General features: G+C 69.5%; 16 protein-coding genes. 10 read left to right on the top strand and 6 right to left on the bottom strand.

What is annotated here, in order from left to right; genetic code table 11:
* Positions 1-43 precede the first annotated feature (43 nt).
* Both ACFSVL_RS42580 and ACFSVL_RS42575 read right to left on the bottom strand, forming a co-directional pair.
* Entirely contained in the window at positions 44-424 is a 381-nt protein-coding gene (locus tag ACFSVL_RS42580) for a DoxX family protein (RefSeq protein WP_378313161.1), read from the bottom strand.
* A gap of 57 nt (positions 425-481) precedes the next feature.
* Complete coding sequence (locus tag ACFSVL_RS42575) at positions 482-1,258, bottom strand: GntR family transcriptional regulator (protein ID WP_378313159.1); 777 nt, start codon at positions 1,256-1,258, stop codon at positions 482-484.
* Positions 1,259-1,335: 77 nt separating this feature from the next.
* Between ACFSVL_RS42575 and ACFSVL_RS42570 the strand changes: the two genes are divergently transcribed.
* Positions 1,336-2,553 carry an APC family permease gene (locus ACFSVL_RS42570; RefSeq protein ID WP_378313157.1) on the top strand — a complete coding sequence of 406 codons (1,218 nt, stop codon included), beginning with the start codon at positions 1,336-1,338 and terminating at the stop codon, positions 2,551-2,553.
* Between the two features lie 315 nt (positions 2,554-2,868).
* Positions 2,869-3,651, top strand: a complete 783-nt coding sequence (locus ACFSVL_RS42565; RefSeq protein WP_378313156.1) for a S1 family peptidase — start codon at positions 2,869-2,871, stop codon at positions 3,649-3,651.
* A 195-nt stretch (positions 3,652-3,846) separates the two neighbouring features.
* Here the strand turns inward: ACFSVL_RS42565 and ACFSVL_RS42560 are convergent, their stop codons facing one another.
* Positions 3,847-4,308: a MarR family winged helix-turn-helix transcriptional regulator gene (locus ACFSVL_RS42560; RefSeq protein ID WP_378313155.1), complete on the bottom strand. Its 462-nt coding sequence runs from the start codon at positions 4,306-4,308 to the stop codon at positions 3,847-3,849.
* Between the two features lie 57 nt (positions 4,309-4,365).
* On the opposite strand from ACFSVL_RS42560, the gene ACFSVL_RS42555 reads away from it, so the two are divergent.
* Complete coding sequence (locus tag ACFSVL_RS42555) at positions 4,366-5,259, top strand: alpha/beta hydrolase (RefSeq protein ID WP_378313152.1); 894 nt, start codon at positions 4,366-4,368, stop codon at positions 5,257-5,259.
* Between the two features lie 61 nt (positions 5,260-5,320).
* Positions 5,321-6,007: a Crp/Fnr family transcriptional regulator gene (locus tag ACFSVL_RS42550; RefSeq protein WP_378313150.1), complete on the top strand. Its 687-nt coding sequence runs from the start codon at positions 5,321-5,323 to the stop codon at positions 6,005-6,007.
* Between the two features lie 8 nt (positions 6,008-6,015).
* Here the strand turns inward: ACFSVL_RS42550 and ACFSVL_RS42545 are convergent, their stop codons facing one another.
* A complete protein-coding gene (locus tag ACFSVL_RS42545) occupies positions 6,016-6,537 on the bottom strand; it encodes a hypothetical protein (protein ID WP_378313148.1) in 522 nt (173 codons plus the stop codon).
* 141 nt (positions 6,538-6,678) lie between these two features.
* On the opposite strand from ACFSVL_RS42545, the gene ACFSVL_RS42540 reads away from it, so the two are divergent.
* From ACFSVL_RS42540 to ACFSVL_RS42520, 5 genes are read left to right on the top strand one after another with little or no spacing between them, the layout of a single operon-like run.
* Positions 6,679-7,467, top strand: a complete 789-nt coding sequence (locus ACFSVL_RS42540; protein WP_378313146.1) for a Crp/Fnr family transcriptional regulator — start codon at positions 6,679-6,681, stop codon at positions 7,465-7,467.
* A 50-nt stretch (positions 7,468-7,517) separates the two neighbouring features.
* On the top strand, positions 7,518-8,753 hold the full coding sequence (locus ACFSVL_RS42535; protein WP_378313144.1) for a hypothetical protein: 1,236 nt from the start codon (positions 7,518-7,520) through the stop codon (positions 8,751-8,753).
* A complete protein-coding gene (locus tag ACFSVL_RS42530; RefSeq protein WP_378313142.1) occupies positions 8,750-11,041 on the top strand; it encodes a hypothetical protein in 2,292 nt (763 codons plus the stop codon). Before ACFSVL_RS42535 ends, ACFSVL_RS42530 begins: the two co-directional genes overlap by 4 nt.
* Positions 11,038-12,024, top strand: coding sequence for a hypothetical protein (locus ACFSVL_RS42525; protein ID WP_378313140.1), 987 nt, complete (start codon positions 11,038-11,040; stop codon positions 12,022-12,024). Before ACFSVL_RS42530 ends, ACFSVL_RS42525 begins: the two co-directional genes overlap by 4 nt.
* Positions 12,024-12,389, top strand: coding sequence for a hypothetical protein (locus tag ACFSVL_RS42520; protein WP_378313138.1), 366 nt, complete (start codon positions 12,024-12,026; stop codon positions 12,387-12,389). The genes ACFSVL_RS42525 and ACFSVL_RS42520 overlap by 1 nt, the downstream gene beginning before the upstream one ends.
* A 1-nt stretch (position 12,390) precedes the next feature.
* Here ACFSVL_RS42520 and ACFSVL_RS42515 read toward each other — a convergent pair whose 3' ends face one another.
* Both ACFSVL_RS42515 and ACFSVL_RS42510 read right to left on the bottom strand, forming a co-directional pair.
* A complete protein-coding gene (locus ACFSVL_RS42515; protein WP_378313136.1) occupies positions 12,391-13,497 on the bottom strand; it encodes an NAD(P)H-dependent flavin oxidoreductase in 1,107 nt (368 codons plus the stop codon).
* Positions 13,498-13,505: 8 nt separating this feature from the next.
* Positions 13,506-15,101, bottom strand: a complete 1,596-nt coding sequence (locus tag ACFSVL_RS42510) for an acyl-CoA synthetase (protein WP_378313134.1) — start codon at positions 15,099-15,101, stop codon at positions 13,506-13,508.
* 74 nt (positions 15,102-15,175) lie between these two features.
* On the opposite strand from ACFSVL_RS42510, the gene ACFSVL_RS42505 reads away from it, so the two are divergent.
* Complete coding sequence (locus ACFSVL_RS42505) at positions 15,176-15,964, top strand: crotonase/enoyl-CoA hydratase family protein (protein ID WP_378313132.1); 789 nt, start codon at positions 15,176-15,178, stop codon at positions 15,962-15,964.
* Positions 15,965-16,141: the final 177 nt, after the last annotated feature.

The following is a 16,141-nucleotide window of genomic DNA, read 5'->3' as shown; positions in this document are numbered from 1 at the left end:
CAGCCTCGAATATTGGACCGGATGAGTTACCGTTCCGTTATCTTCACAACCGGCCCGCGGCGACGAACACGCATACCGCCAGGATCACGACATTCGCCGCGACGTTGCGGTACTCCGCCGTCCGGTGCTCGGTGACAGCCAGCCGCCAGTGCCCCGCCATCGCGCCGACCATCACCACCGCCAAGCCAACCGCCGCCCACCCGGTGAGCGCCGGCGCGATCCCCGTCAGCCGGGGCAGGATCAGGCCGACTACCGCGACGAGTTCGCAGATCGCGGCGAAACGCACGACCGGCATCGGATACGCGGCCACCCCGGTTTGCCCGGACTCGATCAGCCGTTCCCGCGACATCGTCGACTTCAGCACGCCGGACAAGGCGAAAAGCAAAGCCAGTGCCGCCTGAGCGATCCACAGTGCGATCTCCATGTCTCGTTCCCTCCGTTCGATGCTGGGGGAACGAGCCGGCGGCACGGAATGTGACAGCTACTCGACGCGGCTCAGTCTGGTGACGAAACTCAGCCGGTCGCCGCGGTAAAGCGACCGGACGCGCTCGAACGGCTCGCCGTCCGGGCCCCACGACACGCGGTGCATCAGCAGCATCGGCAGCGCCGGGTTCGTGCCGATGAGCAGCGCTTCCCGGGGCGTCGCGAGCACGGTCTCAACGCGTTCCTCGGCCCCGTCGAAAACCACGCCCAGCTCGTCGCGCAGGTACGCGTACAGCGACTGCTCCGGGTCGAAATCCTCGGGCAGCGTGGGGAACTTGTCGGCGCGGAGGAAGGTCGATTCGAGGCCGACGCGCTCGTCGTCGGCGAGCAGCACGCGTTCCAGGTGGAGCACCTCGGCGGCCGGTTCGATCCCCAGGTCGGCGGCCAATCCGGTGCCCGCGGCACGGCGTTCGAACGTGATGAGCGTGCGGCCCGGCCGGATGCCCTGGCGGCGCAGGCCTTCGGTGTAGCTGACGAGCGCGAGCGGCTGGACCAGCTTCGGCGGCGCGACGTACGTGCCGCTCCCCTGCCTTCGCGACAGCCTGCCTTCGAGGACCAGTTCGCCGACCGCCTGCCGGACTGTCGCGCGAGACACCTCGAACCGTTCGCACAACTCGCGTTCCGTGGGCAGTGCGCTTCCTTCGCCGAGTTCGGCGATGACGGCCAGCAGCTCGACCTTCACGGCGTAGTAGCGCGGCACGCGGCCGTGATCCGGGATGCCGTCGCGGACCGGTCCGTCGGCGGACAGGCGGGACAGCGGCGAGTACGTGGGCACGAGACCCGAGCCTATGCCAGACGCACGGCTCGTGGTTCGCTGTCTCGCGAACTAAGCCCCACGGGAGGGACCCCGCAATGCCTTTGGCTCGCCGGCTAGGCCTCGCCGACGCTGTTTTCATCGGACTAGGTTCGATGATCGGCGCTGGCGTTTTCGCCGCCTTCGCCCCGGCTGCGCGTGCCGCGGGTTCAGGATTGCTGCCCGCTCTCGCGGTCGCCGCGTTAGTTGCCTACTGCAATGCGACTTCTTCGGCCCGGCTCGCCGCGTTGCATCCGGAATCCGGTGGCACTTATGTGTACGGGCGCGCTCGGCTCGGTGAATTTTGGGGATACATCGCGGGGTGGGGCTTTGTCGTCGGGAAAACGGCCAGCTGTGCGGCGATGACGCTGACCGTCGTCGCGTACGCCGCTCCCGGACTTGGCCAGCCTTGGCGGAGCCTGCTCGCAGTGGGCGTGATCGGTTTGGTCACCGGAGTGAACTATCTCGGCGTGCACCGGTCCGCTTTGGCTACCCGCGTGATCGTTTGTATCACCCTGCTGGTCCTTACCCTGGTCGCGATTTTCGGCCTTTCCGGCGAGCACGTTTCGGCGTGGACGCCATTCCGCGGCGGCGGAGTGCTCGAAGCGGCCGGACTGCTGTTTTTCGCCTTCGCGGGTTACGCCCGGCTGGCTACTCTCGGCGAGGAAGTCCGCGACCCGGCGCGCACGATTCCGCGGGCGATCCCGATCGCTTTGGGACTGACCCTCGTGGTGTACGCCGTGGTGGCGGTGGTACTGCTGGTGACGTTGGGACCGGACGGGATCGGCGCGAGCCCCGATCCGCTCGCTTCCGCCGTGCCGGGGCTGTCGACGGCGGTTCGGGCCGGTGCGGTGGTGGCCGCGCTGGGATCGTTGCTGGCGTTGGTGCTCGGCGTTTCGCGGACGACGCTCGCGATGGCGCGGGACGGGCATCTGCCGCGGTTTCTGACCGCGGTGCATCCTCGGTTCTCGGTGCCGCACCGGGCCGAACTCGCGGTCGGAGTGGTCGTCGCGGTGCTGGCCACGACGACGGATTTGCGTGGTGCGATCGGGTTTTCGTCGTTCGCGGTGCTGGGGTATTACGCGGTGGCCAACGCTGCCGCGCTGACGCTGCGCCGGGACGAAGGGGCCGCGCCGAAGGTGGTCGCGGCCGGCGGGTTGGCGGGGTGTGCGGTGCTGGCCTTCAGTTTGCCGGTCGCGTCGGTGGTCAGCGGATGCCTGGTGCTGGGGTTCGGGGCGGCCGCGTACGCGGTGCGCCGCCGAGGGATCGCGCGCTGACCGACGGGGTTTTGTTCTCCGGCACGGCAATTCGTGCATCAGTGCGCGAAAGTCCCCCTCGCGCAGCTCTCACCCGATTGCCGCGATCAGCACGCATCCCCAGGTCAGGACTGCTTTTCCCATCGTCGCGCCGGGCTGAATCTGCCGGATCCGGTGAAGAATCCGAAAGATCCGAAGAAAGTTGGTTGTCCACTTACCGCTGCTCTGGTGTAGTCGGTTCGTCACCGCAGCACCCCCTCCCCCGCTCCAGGGAGCGCACGCTCCACAGTGGACACCGGAAGGACAATCCCCTTGGCCGACAAGCGAAACTTTAGCATGCTCACGCGAGTCCTGGCAGGCGCGGCGGCACTCGCGGCCACCGCCGGGCTGGCGGCGCCCGCCGCCGCGTCGGAGCCGCCCTCGGGCCCGGAGACTCAGGTCGTCGGCGGAACTCGCGCCAGCCAGGGGGAATTCCCGTGGATGGTCCGGCTTTCGATGGGCTGCGGCGGCGCGCTGTACACCGATCAGCTCGTGCTGACCGCCGCGCACTGCGTCGACCGCACCGGGTCGGACTCGTCGATCACCGCGACGCTCGGCGTGGTCGACCTGCAGAGCTCGAGCGCCAAAAAGGTGCGCTCGACCTACGTGTACCGGTCCCCGACGTACGACTCGACCGGCGGCGACTGGGCGCTGATCAAGCTGGCGAGCCCGGTGAGCGGCATCCCGACGCTGCCGATCGCGAAGAACGCCGACAACAACTCCGGCACGTTCACCATCGCCGGCTGGGGCGCGGCCCAGGAAGGCGGCGCGCAGCAGCGGTACCTGCTGAAGGCGGAAGTCCCGTTCGTGGACGACCAGACCTGCCAGTCCCAGGGCGGCAGCTACGGCGAACTGAAGCCGGACGCGGAACTCTGCGCGGGCAAGCTCGACACCGGCGGCGTCGACACCTGCCAGGGCGACTCCGGCGGCCCGATGTTCCGCCGCGACGAAGCGGGCGAATGGATCCAGGTGGGCATCGTCAGCTGGGGCGACGGCTGCGCCCGTGCCCACGCGCCCGGCGTGTACACCGAGGTGAGCACGTTCGCGTCCGACATCGCGGAGGCGGCCGGGAAGATCTGACCGGGCGCTGACCCGGGAGCGGGCCGGGCGCGGGACTCCGCTGGGGTTCCGCGTCCGGCCAGTGCGGCATTTTCCGGCACCCCGTGTTCCGCTCCTTCAATGTCCCAGGAACAGGGGACATGCCGCGCACCAACCCGCTGCCCCGCTCCCCCAGCGCGGGCCACCCACGACACCGGGCCCACCGAGCACCCCGCACTACCCCGCCGGAAGCCCCGCGTTCCGCTCCTCCAACGCCCCCCGAAGCGCCGCGAGCACCGGAATGACCGCCGCGGCCTGCTCCTCCCCGAGCGCCGAACCGATCAGCGCCGCAAGCTCCGCGCGAAATGTCTCCCCCGCCGCCGCGGCCAGGTCCCGGCCCGGCGGGGTCAGCTCGACCAGCGACGACCGCCGGTCCTCGGGATTCGGCGCCCGCCGCACCCATCCGCGCGTTTCGAGCCGGTCGATGCCCTTGCTCGTCGCCCCGATCCCCACCGCGAAGTGCACCGCGAGGTCCGCGACCCGCGACCGCGGATGCCGCTCCAGGTACCGCAGGAACTCGAACTGCGACGCGACGATCCCGTGTTCGGCCTTGAGCCGCTCGCCCACCGCGTTGTAGAGCCGGGTCTCGGCGCGCACCAGATGGTCGAAGAGCTGCTCGTTCGCCGAAGTACCTGCCACGGCATGTAGTCTACCATTACATGCCTCGGAAGATACTTCCGAAGAAGGAGAGAGCAGATGAGCCAGGAACAGCGCCGCGCGATCGACAAACTGCTGCGACGGGAGCCGCAGGGCTTCGCGCCGTTGCCGGTCGAGAAGATGCGGGCCGGTTTCGCCGCGATGATGAGCCAGTTCCCGGTCCCGGCCGAAGCGCGGCAGACTCCGGCCACGCTCGCCGGGCGGCCTGCCGTCCTCGTCGAGCCGCCGACCGAGCCGCGGCCGGGCACGATCCTGTACTTCCACGGCGGATCGTTCTCGCTGGGATCGCCGCACACCGCGATGGGGCTGACCGCGAATCTGGTCCTGCGCACGGGAATCCGCGCGCTCTCGCTGGACTACCGGCTCGCGCCTGAGCACCCGTTCCCAGCCGCGATCGAGGACTGCCTCGCCGCCTACCGCGCCCTGCTGGAAGACACCGACCCGTCCTCGATCGTCTTCGCCGGCGATTCCGCGGGCGGCGGCCTCAGCGTCACCACCTGCCTGGCCGCGCGCGACGCGGGAGTGCCGATGCCCGCCGGGATCGTCGCGTTCTCGCCCGGTCTCGACCACACCCGGACTGGGACGACCATGGCGACCAAAGAGGGCGTCGATCCCTTCTTCACCAGGGAAGGCATGGGCCACACCGGAGATCTGTACCTCGCCGGAGCCGATCCCGCCCAGCCACTGCTCGCCCCGGCCGTGCACGCCGACCTGACCGGTTTCCCGCCCATCCTGCTGCAGGTCGGCACGAACGAGGTCCTGCTGGACGATTCAGTCCGGCTGGCGGAGCGCGCGCGAGACGCCGACGTCGACGTGATCCTCGACGTCACCGCCGGCGTCCCGCACGTCTTCCAGTCCTTCACCGACACTCTGGACGAAGCGGGCCAAGCCCTCGACCGGGCCGCTCTCTTCCTCAGCCAGCGGCTGGGGTGAACTCCGCTTGGTTCCGTCCCTCTCGCGCCATAGGATCCGCTTGGGGCGAGGGGGTAACACGGTGCGCGAGCCAGATCTCCGGTTCCCGGACGGAAGCTTCCTCGCGGGGCTGCAGCCGAGGGCGCGGGCGGCCTTCCTGGAACTCGGCACCGCGCGGGAGTTCGCCGCCGAAACCGTGATCGTCCGGGAGGGCGAACCGACCACGCACGTCTGCCTTCTGCTGGACGGCTGCGTGAAGGTCACCGGCACGACGCCCGAGGGACAACTGGCGCTGCTCGCCATCCGGGTCGGCGGCGACCTGGTCGGCGAACTCGCCGCGATGGACAGCCAGCCGAGGACCGCGACGGTGATCACGGCCGGGCAGGTCCGGGCGCGGATCTTCTCCCAGGCCGAGTTCCGCCGGTTCCTCAGCCAGGTCCCCGAGGCCGCGCTCGCCGTGACCACCAGCGTCGGCGCGAAACTGCGCTGGGCGACCCGCCGCCGCATCGACTTCGGCAGCCGGGAGGTGCGGATCCGGCTGGCCAGGGTCCTGGTCGAACTGTCCTCGTCGTACGGGATCCCGGCGGGCGGCGACCTCGAACTCGGCGTGTCGCTGACCCAGCCCGAGCTGGCGGCGCTCGTCGGCGCCGCCGAGCCGACCGTCCATCGCGCGCTCGCGCAGCTTCGCCGGGAGAACGTTGTCGAGACCGGGTACCGCAGGCTGCGCATCCGCGACCGGTCCCGGCTCGCCGCTCTCGCCGACGGTTGACCGGCGGGTCATCCCAGCGCGGCCAGCAGCAACACGCCCGGGCCGCTCGCGAGCAGCACGCACGTCCCCGCCAGCGCGGCCCGGACGTGCCGGTGCTTGCGCATCGCCAGTTTCGCCAGCAGCGCGGCCAGTTCGCCAGCCTGAGCACGGTGGTCGCGCACCGAACGCGGGCCGAGGCCGGCGGCGACGCTCGGGAACGCGAACCTGTTGTCGCGGCCCGGTCCGCTCGTCCGCGGCCAGATGGCCTTGACCAGGTGCACCGAGGAAAAGACGTAGGCCGCCGCGAAGCAGAGCAAGACGGCCGCCACCGCGGACCGCGGCACCGCGAACGGGTGCGCGGTGCTGAGCGAGCCGATCTGGGCAGTCGTCATCGCGGTGATCATCGCGAGCACTGCCGCCACTGTCCGCGCCTTGTCGTCGGCGTGCTGGATCGCGCCCTGGAACGACGAAACAGTGGCCAGCACGGTGCCGAGTTCCGCGTCCGTCCGCGCGGCCAGGCCCGCGGGCGCCTTCCTGGTGGAACGTCGCATCGTTGCACTCCTCACGGTTTTCCCGATCATCCGGTTCGTCCGGAGCGGAAACCCCGTCGTACGGCGGGTTTCCGCGGTGCGCCGGTTTCCCGGCCGAATCCCGTCCCGCGACGGGGTGCGGGCCGGCGCGCACGGACCACGGTGGAGACGTTGACCGGCATCCGGCCGGGCCGAGTGCCCGGCCGGCGCGGCGAAGGAGCAGCGCTGAACGAACAGTCCTGGCCCGCCGACAGCCTGTTCGGCCGGCTGCCTGCCCGGATCCGGGAGGGCGTCCTCGATCTCGGCACGACCGTGACTTACCGCGCCCGGCACCAGGTCTTCCGCCAGGGCGAGGAAAGCCACCGCGTCCTCCTGCTGCTCGACGGGCTGACGAAGGTCGTCGTCCACACGGAATCCGGCAGACCGGTGGTCCTGGCTTTGCGCGGGCGCGGGGACCTGCTCGGCGAACTGCTCGAACGCAGGCATCCGGCGAACGTGGTGACCTGCACCCCCGCTCTCGCGAAGTCGATCAGCGGCGCTCAGCTGCTCGATTTCTTCCACCGGAACCCGGACGGCTGGGCCGCCATGGCCGGACGGCTGAACGCGCAGCTGCGCGCCGCCGACGCGCGCCGGGCGGACTTCGTCGCCTGCCCGGCGTCGGAGCGGGTCGGCCAGGCCCTCGCCGAAATCGCCGCCGCGCACGGAGTCCGGACCCAGGACGGCTGGGAACTGCAGGCGGCCTTGACGCAGCCCGAAATCGCGTCGCTGGCCGGGGTCGCGCTCACCACGTGCGAGAAGGCGTTGCGGCGACTGCGCCGATCCGGTCTGGTCCGGCGGAGATCCCGACGGATCGTAGTCGGCGATCTCGCCCGGCTGACCCGGTTCGGAGTACCCGAGCGCCAGAACCCGTCTCAATACGGGGTCTGCGACCCCGAAGTACCGCACAGTTGAGAACTCAGAGTCACGGGGACTGGCTCGCTGGGCGGTCAAGGGAGGACAGGGTGCCGGACCACAAGGAATTCTCCAGGGTGCTGTTCGTCGCCGCGGACGCGTGGCGCTACGGCGGCCGCGACGGGCGTCAGCAGGCAGAACTGCAGGAGGCGCTCGTCGACGCGGTAAACGCGGCCGGGCAGGCGAGCGGCCTCGATCCGGCGAGCTGGGAGCGGCAAGACGCCGGCGACGGTTTCCTCGCCATCGTCCGCGACAACGGGGCCGAACTCGCCCTCGTCGACCCCTTCGTCCGCGAACTGAACGCCTGGCTGGCGCGCTTCAACCACGTTCGGCGCGCGGACACCCGGCTCCGGCTGCGGCTGGCGATCCACCACGGCGGGGTGGTGCCCGCTGCCTGCGGCTACGCCGCCGACGGCGCCGTCCACGTGGGCAGGCTCCTCAACTCGGATCCGGTCCGGGCCGCGCTGGACGCCGTTCCCGAGGCGAACCTGGTGCAGGTCGTGTCGGAGTCCATCTACCACGGTTCGGTCCGGCAATGCCTCACCGACCTGTACCCCGAGGACTTCACCGAAGTCCTCGTCGACATGCCGGGCAAAGGATTCCGGGCCGCAGCGTGGATCCGGGTCCCCGGCACCAGCGCCGAACAGCTGTCCAGCTTGACCGGCCCCGAAACGCTCGCCGTGTGCGTGCGGCGACCCGACCTTCCCGCCGCGCTCGCGGATTCGGTCGGCCGCGCGGCACTCGCTTCCTTCGACGCCGCCGGGATCTCCGCTGTCGAGAAGATCTCCAACTGGGACAACGACTTCGTCGTGCCACTGTCGGCACCGGACACCGGCAGCCGCGTCCTCGGGGTGTGGGTGGACCACTTGACGCGAGCGCTCGCCGAGGCCGGATGCCCCGCGATGTCCATCGGCATCGACAGCGACGTCGCGGCCGCGCGTCAGCTGGCGGCCAGCCAGGCGGCCGCGGCGATCTTCGCTGGCGCCGCCGACGCACCCCCGGTGTTGATCGTGTCCGGCGAGGTGCACCGGCGCTTCGTCGCCGGGTCGTCGGCCCGGATGGTGGCTCCCGAAAGCTTCCGTCGCGTTGGCACGGAGCCGGAATCGTGGCTCCGCGTGCCCGGCTATTCCCTCCCGCCGGAGCCGCGCCCGGACCGGCCGGCCCCGACGCCCGCGTGGGCACCAGCGTCCGCGCCGCATCACGGACCAGTGTCCAACATCGGCCAAGCCACCATCCACGGCGATCACATCACCGGGAACGTCTACCGGGACGGGCGGATGGCATGACCGACGACAAGCCCGCGCCCCAGCCCGCTCCCGAACCAGCCAAACCGCCCGCCGCCGAGAAGCCGCCGTCCCCGGAAACGCCGAATACCGGGTCAGACGACGAGAAACACCTCTCGAACGAGAACGGGCGAGAGGTGAACGACGCTCTCTTCGCCGGAGAGAAATTCCTCGAGCCGGATCACGCGCGGAGCGGACCGACCTCGAATATCGGAAAAGCCTCGATCCGCGACATGCACGTCGGCGACCGCTACGAGATCGTCGTCGGGCAGAAGGTCGCTCACACCGTCGGCGAGGTGCCGGAGGAGTTGCTCCGCTGGGTCAGGCAACGGTATGTCGTCGTGGGGCCTTACCGGGACCTGCGCGAAACGCTGGAAAAACGGCGCGTGCTGCTGTTGCGCGGCCAGCCGGGGACGGGCCGGGTCACCACCGCGCTGCATCTGCTCGACGAACTCGCCCCAAGCCGCGTTTTCCGGTGGGAATGCGGCAAGACCGCGAAGTCACTCACCAACGGCAGCTTCGCGAAGAACGATGCCGGCTACCTGGTGGAGTTGCCCGCCAGGGTGAGCGGTGGACTGACCGAGGCGATCCTCGACCAGCTCCGGAGCAAACTCGGTGAATCCCGGTCCTTCTGCGTGCTGGTCGCCGCCGGAGATCCGCGGCACGCCCGCTCGTTCGGCGGGTATGCCGTCGACTGCCCGGCACCGGATTCCGCCGCCCTCCTCCGGAACCACATCCGGCACGAGATCGTTTCCGACGATCCGGCCGGCCGCGAAGAAAAGCTGCTCCGGCTGTGCCGGAAGACCTGGGTCTCGACCGCGCTCGGGCCGTCTCCGACCCCCTCCGAATCGGTCTGGATGGCGAGGCTGCTCGCCCGGCACGCGCGGGGGGCCATCCCCGAGGAAGAGGTGCGAGAGGGCGGCAGGCAGGCCGTGGACATCCAGGTCGCCGAATGGTTCGGCGACCTGGCCGGGCTCGGGCCGGGCACCGAACTGAAGGAAGCGCTGCGCCTCGCCGCCTTCCGGATCGCGCTGGCGGTGCTCAACGGAACGCCCTACTCCCTGGTGGCCGAAGCTGCCGACCTGTTGAGCCGCCGCTTCTCCGCCGGCGGGGAGGATCCGAAGGACAAGCCGCACGAGGACCTGTCGCTGTTCGCGGACGATCCGGCAAGCAGGCTGCCCGCGCTGCGCGCGAAGATCGTCGAAGGCAGCGCGACCTTCCGGCACGAGCTGATCCCCATGGAAATGCTGGAGTTCGAGGATCCGCGCTATCCGAAAGCGGTCCTCAACCACGTCTGGCAGCACCACCACCGGCTGCGGAACGCCCTCGGCCCCTGGCTCCAGGAACTCGGCAAAGACAGCCGGACGATGGTGTGGGTCCGCGCCGCGCAAGTCGTCGGCTATCTCGGCAGGCTCGATTTCGTCGACGTGTTCACGAAAATGATCGCGCCGGACTCCGAATCCGGCGAGGAGTTCGGCTGGAAGTCCGTCCGGCGCCGTTCGGCGGCCATCGCGCTGGACCAGGCCGCGCGCGACGAAAGCGTAGAACCCGCGGTCCTCGAACGGCTCCGGCACTGGCGTCGCCACGGAACCTTGGAGCAACGGCAAACGGCCGCGATCGCGTACGGCTATGCACTGGGGCGCAAGCGGATCGGAGCCGCGCTCGAGGAGCTTCGAGTGCTGGGCACGCCTTCGGAACGTGCCCGGCCGTTCGCCTCGGGCGGCGAGGAGGAGATCGTCTGGACCGCGGGCTACAGCGTGGCCAAGCTGTTCGCGTTCGGGATGGTCGCGGAAGTGCTCGACCATCTCCGGATCTGGCTGGCCAGCGGGCGCAGCAGCCTCCGGCGGCTCGCCCTGATCAGCGTCGAGCATCTCGCGAACTTCTACGCCTACGAACTCGACCACTTGGCGGTTTCGCTCGGGGACGACCGCCCGGCGCTGCCGCCCGGCTCGGAGCGATGGCCGCTGCTGCCCGCGTTGTGCGCGCAGAACGCCGACCTCGCCCGGCGGGTCGCCGAACTGCTCGGAAAAGCCTTGCGGTCCCGCGAGAGCGACTTCCTGACCAGGGTCCTGCTGGCCCGATGGGTCCGCTCAGCGGAAAGCGACGCGACGCTGCTCGACGTGCTCGCCGAATTCATGGGCCGCCTGGTGACCCGCGAGGGAGACGCTCAGCGGCTGAAATACCTGATCGGACGGTTGCTCGGCGACTGGGCGGATCCACTCCGCCCGGACGTCGCGGCGCGGTTGAACACGGAGATCGACGCGAGTGAACGAACGAGGGTGGCGGCATGACCGAAAAGCAGGATGTCCCGGCGAAAAGCGCTCCTCCGGCACCGGATTCCGGCTGGCTCGAAGCGGCCGCGGAGAACCACGCCCCGACGGTCCGGACCCTGCCGAGTTCCGCCTACGCGCCGATCACCGGCGCGGAGCGGGTCAGCCGGCTCGGTTTCGCCCGGAAACGGGCGGTCCACCGGCCGTGGGTCGCGCGGGTGTTCGTGAAAGGCGACGGCAGCCTCGCGTCCTTCACCTGGCCTGCACAGCCGACGACCGGGGAGCTGGTGTGGGGCGGGTACCGGTCGGTCTACGACGTCGATCTTTCGCTGCGCAACCTCACCTTGGACATCACCCTCCCCAGTTCCGGCGACGCGTTCGTCTTCCGCACCGAGGTGGATGTGCAGTGGAAGGTCGAGGACCCGGAGAAGGTGGTGGCGGAGGGAATCCGCGACCTCCGCAAGCCGCTGGTCCCGCAACTGCTGGCCGAACTCCGGCAGGCGAGCCGGGCACTGGCCGCCACCGACGTCGAAACCGCTGAGAAAGCGGTCAACTCGGCCTTCGACTCCGACCGGTTCCAGAGCAGGTACGGCATCTCGACGACCGTCCACGTCCGGCTTCGCATGGACGCGCAGACCGAACGCAACGTGCGGCTCGAAGCCGAGGTGCGTGCGTTCAAGAAGCTCATCGAGAACGGCGACATCGACCAGTTCGCGCTGCAGCTGGCCCAGAACCCGCGGAACGTCGAACCGGTGATCCAGGCGCTGATCGCGGAACGGGACACCTACCGCAAGGACGTGCTCAAGTTCATCAACGAACTCGTCGAATCGGACGCGCTGGACCGCTGGCAGCTCGACGACCACGTCCGGGTGGCGCTGCAGTGGATGGAGACGATCGTCAAACGGGTGCTGACCGGCGACGATGCCGCTCGGCAGCTGCCGTTCGAGCCGCAGCAGAACGGCGAAGCACCGCACCTGGCCGCCGCCGACCAGGACGGCACCTGATGGGAGCAGCGTTCCTCCACGGACTCGGCACCTCGGCACTCGTCATCGCCGCCGTCTGCCTAGCCGTCCGATTCGTCCTCCCGGCCGTGCTGAAGATTCTCGTGGAGCCAGCCCGCAGCTGCGTTTCCCTGACCGCGGCACTGCTCCTGCTTCCCGAGTACTGGCTCAGCCGATCCCGCCGCCGCGAGGGCGCGCTGCCTGCTCCGTTCGCCTACGCATACGGCGACGGGATCGCGCACCTGGCCGGGCTGGGAGAGCGCAGTGTCGTCCTCCTGCTTCGTTCGCTCGCCGAAGCCTCGGCGACGGTGCCCCCGCTGGCGGTCGCGGGGGTCACCGCCGCCTGGCAACTGGCTGCGGCGTTCTGATTCAGCGGATCTTGTCCAGCCGGGAAACCGTGTCCTCGAACCCCCGCACCAGATCCGCCATCACCTCGGCCACCGGGCGGACCCGGTCCATCCTGCCGACGATCTGGCCGACCGGCATCGACACCACCGACGGGTCCGCGGCGGCGTGGATCCGGTTGTGCGCGTGGGAAACCAGCAGGTTCTGCAGCGGCATCGGCAGCGGCTCCGGCGCGCCCGGCGCCGCCCACGCCTCGGTCCAGCGGGTTTTCAGCAGGCGGGCGGGCTTGCCGGTGTAGATCCGGGTGCGCACGGTGTCCGCGGAGGTCGCTTCGACCAGTGCGTTCTGCATCGCTTTCGATTCCGGCATCGTCTGGAGGTATTCCTCCGTCGCTAGCCAGTACGAGCCCATCCACGCGCCCGAGGCGCCCAAGGCGAGCGCGGCGGCGACCTGGCGGCCGGAGCCGATGCCGCCGGCGGCCAGGACCGGGGCGCGGTCGCCGACGGCGTCGACGATTTCCGGGACCAGCACCATGGTCGCGATCTCGCCGGTGTGCCCGCCCGCCTCATGTCCTTGCGCGACAACCAGATCCACCCCGTTGTCGACGTGCCGGGCGGCGTGGGAGCCCTTTCCGGCCAGCGCGGCCACCGGGACGCCCGCGTCGTGCGCGCGGGTGATGACGTCGGTCGGGGGCGAGCCCAATGCGTTGGCGATCAGGCTGATCCGGTGGTTCAGCGCGACGTCCACATGGGACCGGGCGACCGAATGCAGCCAGCCGAGGACGCCGGCCCGTTCGTCGGTGTCGTCGGGAAGCGGCGGGACCGAGAGGTCCTTCAGCACTTTATCGACAAACGCCCGGTGCCCTGGCGGGATCAGCTCGTTCAGGTCGGTCTGGGTGCCTTCGGACGGGATCTTCGCCGGCATGACGATGTCGACGCCATACGGCTTTCCGTCGGTGTTTTCGTCCATCCAGGACAGCACCGCGTCGAGTTCGGCGGCGTCGTTGAACCGGACGCAGCCCAGCACGCCCATGCCGCCCGCGCGGCTGATCGCGGCCGCGACGTGCTCCGACGGGGTGAATCCGAAGATCGGCACCTCGATGCCGAACCGGTCGCACAACGATGTGCGCATGCGCCCTCCTAGGCGGGTTCGTGTTCGGCGGCGTACCGCTGTGCCCACGGATAATCCGGCTTCCCGCTCGGCGAACGGCCGATTTCCTCGGCCAGCCACACCGTGCGCGGCACCTTGTACCCGGCAACCTCGGTCCGCACGTGCGCTTCCAGCGCGGCCAGGTCCGGCCGCACGCCGGGACGCGGCTGGACGACGGCGGCGACGCGCTGGCCGAGCCGGTCGTCCGGGATGCCGATGACCAGAGCGTCGAAAACGTCCGGGTGCGATTTCAGCGCGCCCTCGACTTCTTCCGGATACACCTTTTCGCCGCCGGTGTTCACGCACTGCGATCCCCGGCCCAGCAAGGTGACCGTGCCGTCTTCCTCGTAGCGGGCGTAGTCGCCGGGAACGACGTAGCGGACGCCGTCCACCTCGGTGAAAATGGTGCGGCTTTTCTCCGGATCGCCGTAATAGCCGAGCGGAACGTGGCCGCGCCTGCCGATCAGTCCGACCGCGCCGGGCTTCGGCTCGACCAGCTTGCCGTCGTCGTCCAGCAGGATCGCGTCCTTGCCGAAGTTCACCCGGGGGCCGGCGGAATGGTCGGAGTCCTTGCCTACCATGCCGATTCCGGTGAACCCGCTTTCCGACGAGCCGATCGCGTCGGTGATCACGACGTTCGGCAGCAGCTCCAGCACTTCCTGTTTCACCGAATGCGAGAACAGCGCCGCGTGACTCGATATCGCGACCAGCGACGACGCGTCGTAATCGCCGGAGCGGTACGCGTCCACGAGCGGCCGCGCCATGGCGTCGCCGACGATGGTCAGCACCTGCACCTTGTGTTCCTGCACCGCACGCCACACGTCGTGCGCGTCGAACTGCGGGACGAACACCACCGGGCTGCCGGTGAACAGCGCACCGAACGCGGCCCACTGCGCCGCTCCGTGGATCAGCGGCGCGGCGGGCAGGCGCACGAGCGAACCGGACTTTCCTTCTTCGCTGAGCGTCCATTCGTCCGCGACGTACTCGCCGGTGACGAAGTTGATGCCGCCGCCGAGCGCACGCCAGATGTCCTCGTGCCGCCACAGGACGCCCTTGGGATAGCCGGTGGTGCCGCCGGTGTAGAGGATGTAGAGATCGTCGGCGCTGCGCTCGCCGAAGTCTCGTTCGTCCGACTCGCCGGCGAGCGCGGATTCGTACTCGACGCCCGTCTCGTACGGGGTGTCCGAACCGTCCTCGACGACTACAACGTGTTTCAGTTTTGGTGCTTCCGGGAGCACTGCCGCCACCCGGTCGGAGTAGCGCCGCTCGTGCACCAGCGCCACCAGGTCGGCGTTGGTGAACAGATAGCGGAGTTCCCCGTGGACGTAGCGGTAGTTCACGTTCACCGCGATCGCGCGCAGCTTGTACGCGGCGAACATGACTTCCAGCGCTTCGATGGAGTTCCGGGAATAGACACCGATGTGGGAGCCGGGTCCCACGCCGTGCGCGGCCAGGTGGTGCGCCAGCCGGTTCGCGCGCTTCTCCAGTTGCGCGAAGGTGACCTGGCGTCCGCCGCACACGACCGCGACGCGTTCCGGCACGGCGTCGACGGCGTGCTCGAGTAGATCCGCGATGTTGAGTGCCACGCACCCAAAGTAGAACATGTTATCGTTCTGGGCAATGATCCCGATGACCCCGGCCAGCTGACAAGGAGGCCCCGGTGGCCGAACCGCACGCACTCGTCTCCCTCGAAGGCCACACGCTCGTGGTGACGATGAACCGCCCGGAGGCCCGCAACGCCCTCACCGGCGAGATGCTTTCGATCATGGTCGAGGCCTGGGACCGGGTGGATTCCGACGACCAGGTGCGCAGTTGCGTCCTGACCGGGGCGGGCGGCGCGTTCTGCGCCGGCGCGGACCTGAAGTCCATGTCCCGCAACGCTCCCGACAAGTCGTTCTCGAACGGCTCCTTCGACCCGAGCCGCATCGAGGGCCTGCTCAAGGGCCGCCGGCTCACCAAACCGCTCATCGCCGCCGTCGAAGGCCCGGCCATCGCGGGCGGCACGGAAATCCTGCAGGGCACGGACATCCGGGTGGCGGCCGAAAGCGCGAAGTTCGGCGTCTCCGAACCCCGCTGGGGCCTGTTCCCGATGGGCGGCTCGGCCGTGCGGCTGCCCAGGCAGATCCCGTACACCGTCGCCGCGGACCTCCTCCTCACCGGCAGGCACATCACCGCCGCCGAGGCACGCGACATCGGCCTGGTGGGCCACGTCGTCCCCGACGGTCAGGCGCTGGCTCGCGCGCTGGAACTCGCTGAACTGGTCAACGAGAACGGCCCGCTGGCGATACGCGCGATCCTCAAGACCATCCGCGACACCGAGGGGATGCACGAGGAGGAAGCGTTCAAACTGGACGCGAAGTACGGCATCGAAGTCTTCGCCTCCGCAGACGCGAAGGAAGGCCCGAAAGCCTTCACCGAAAAACGAAAGCCGAACTTCCAAGGCCGCTGACGACCGTCTGTGAGGGGAACCCTGAGGGAATCTGATTCCCTCAGGGTTCCCCTCACGGACTTCACACCCACCCAGCCGCACCGAGGAGCCACCCACACCTCCCCCACCCCGATACGAAGCCGAAAACACGGGCGGCGGGTGCTTGTCAAGGCATCTTTCCCGCCTTGACAAGCACCC

The sequence above is a fragment of the Amycolatopsis silviterrae genome, from assembly GCF_042684085.1.
Classification (GTDB): domain Bacteria; phylum Actinomycetota; class Actinomycetes; order Mycobacteriales; family Pseudonocardiaceae; genus Amycolatopsis; species Amycolatopsis silviterrae.
Note: the sequence above shows the minus strand (reverse complement) of the source record. Positions and strands in the feature narration are given on the sequence as shown.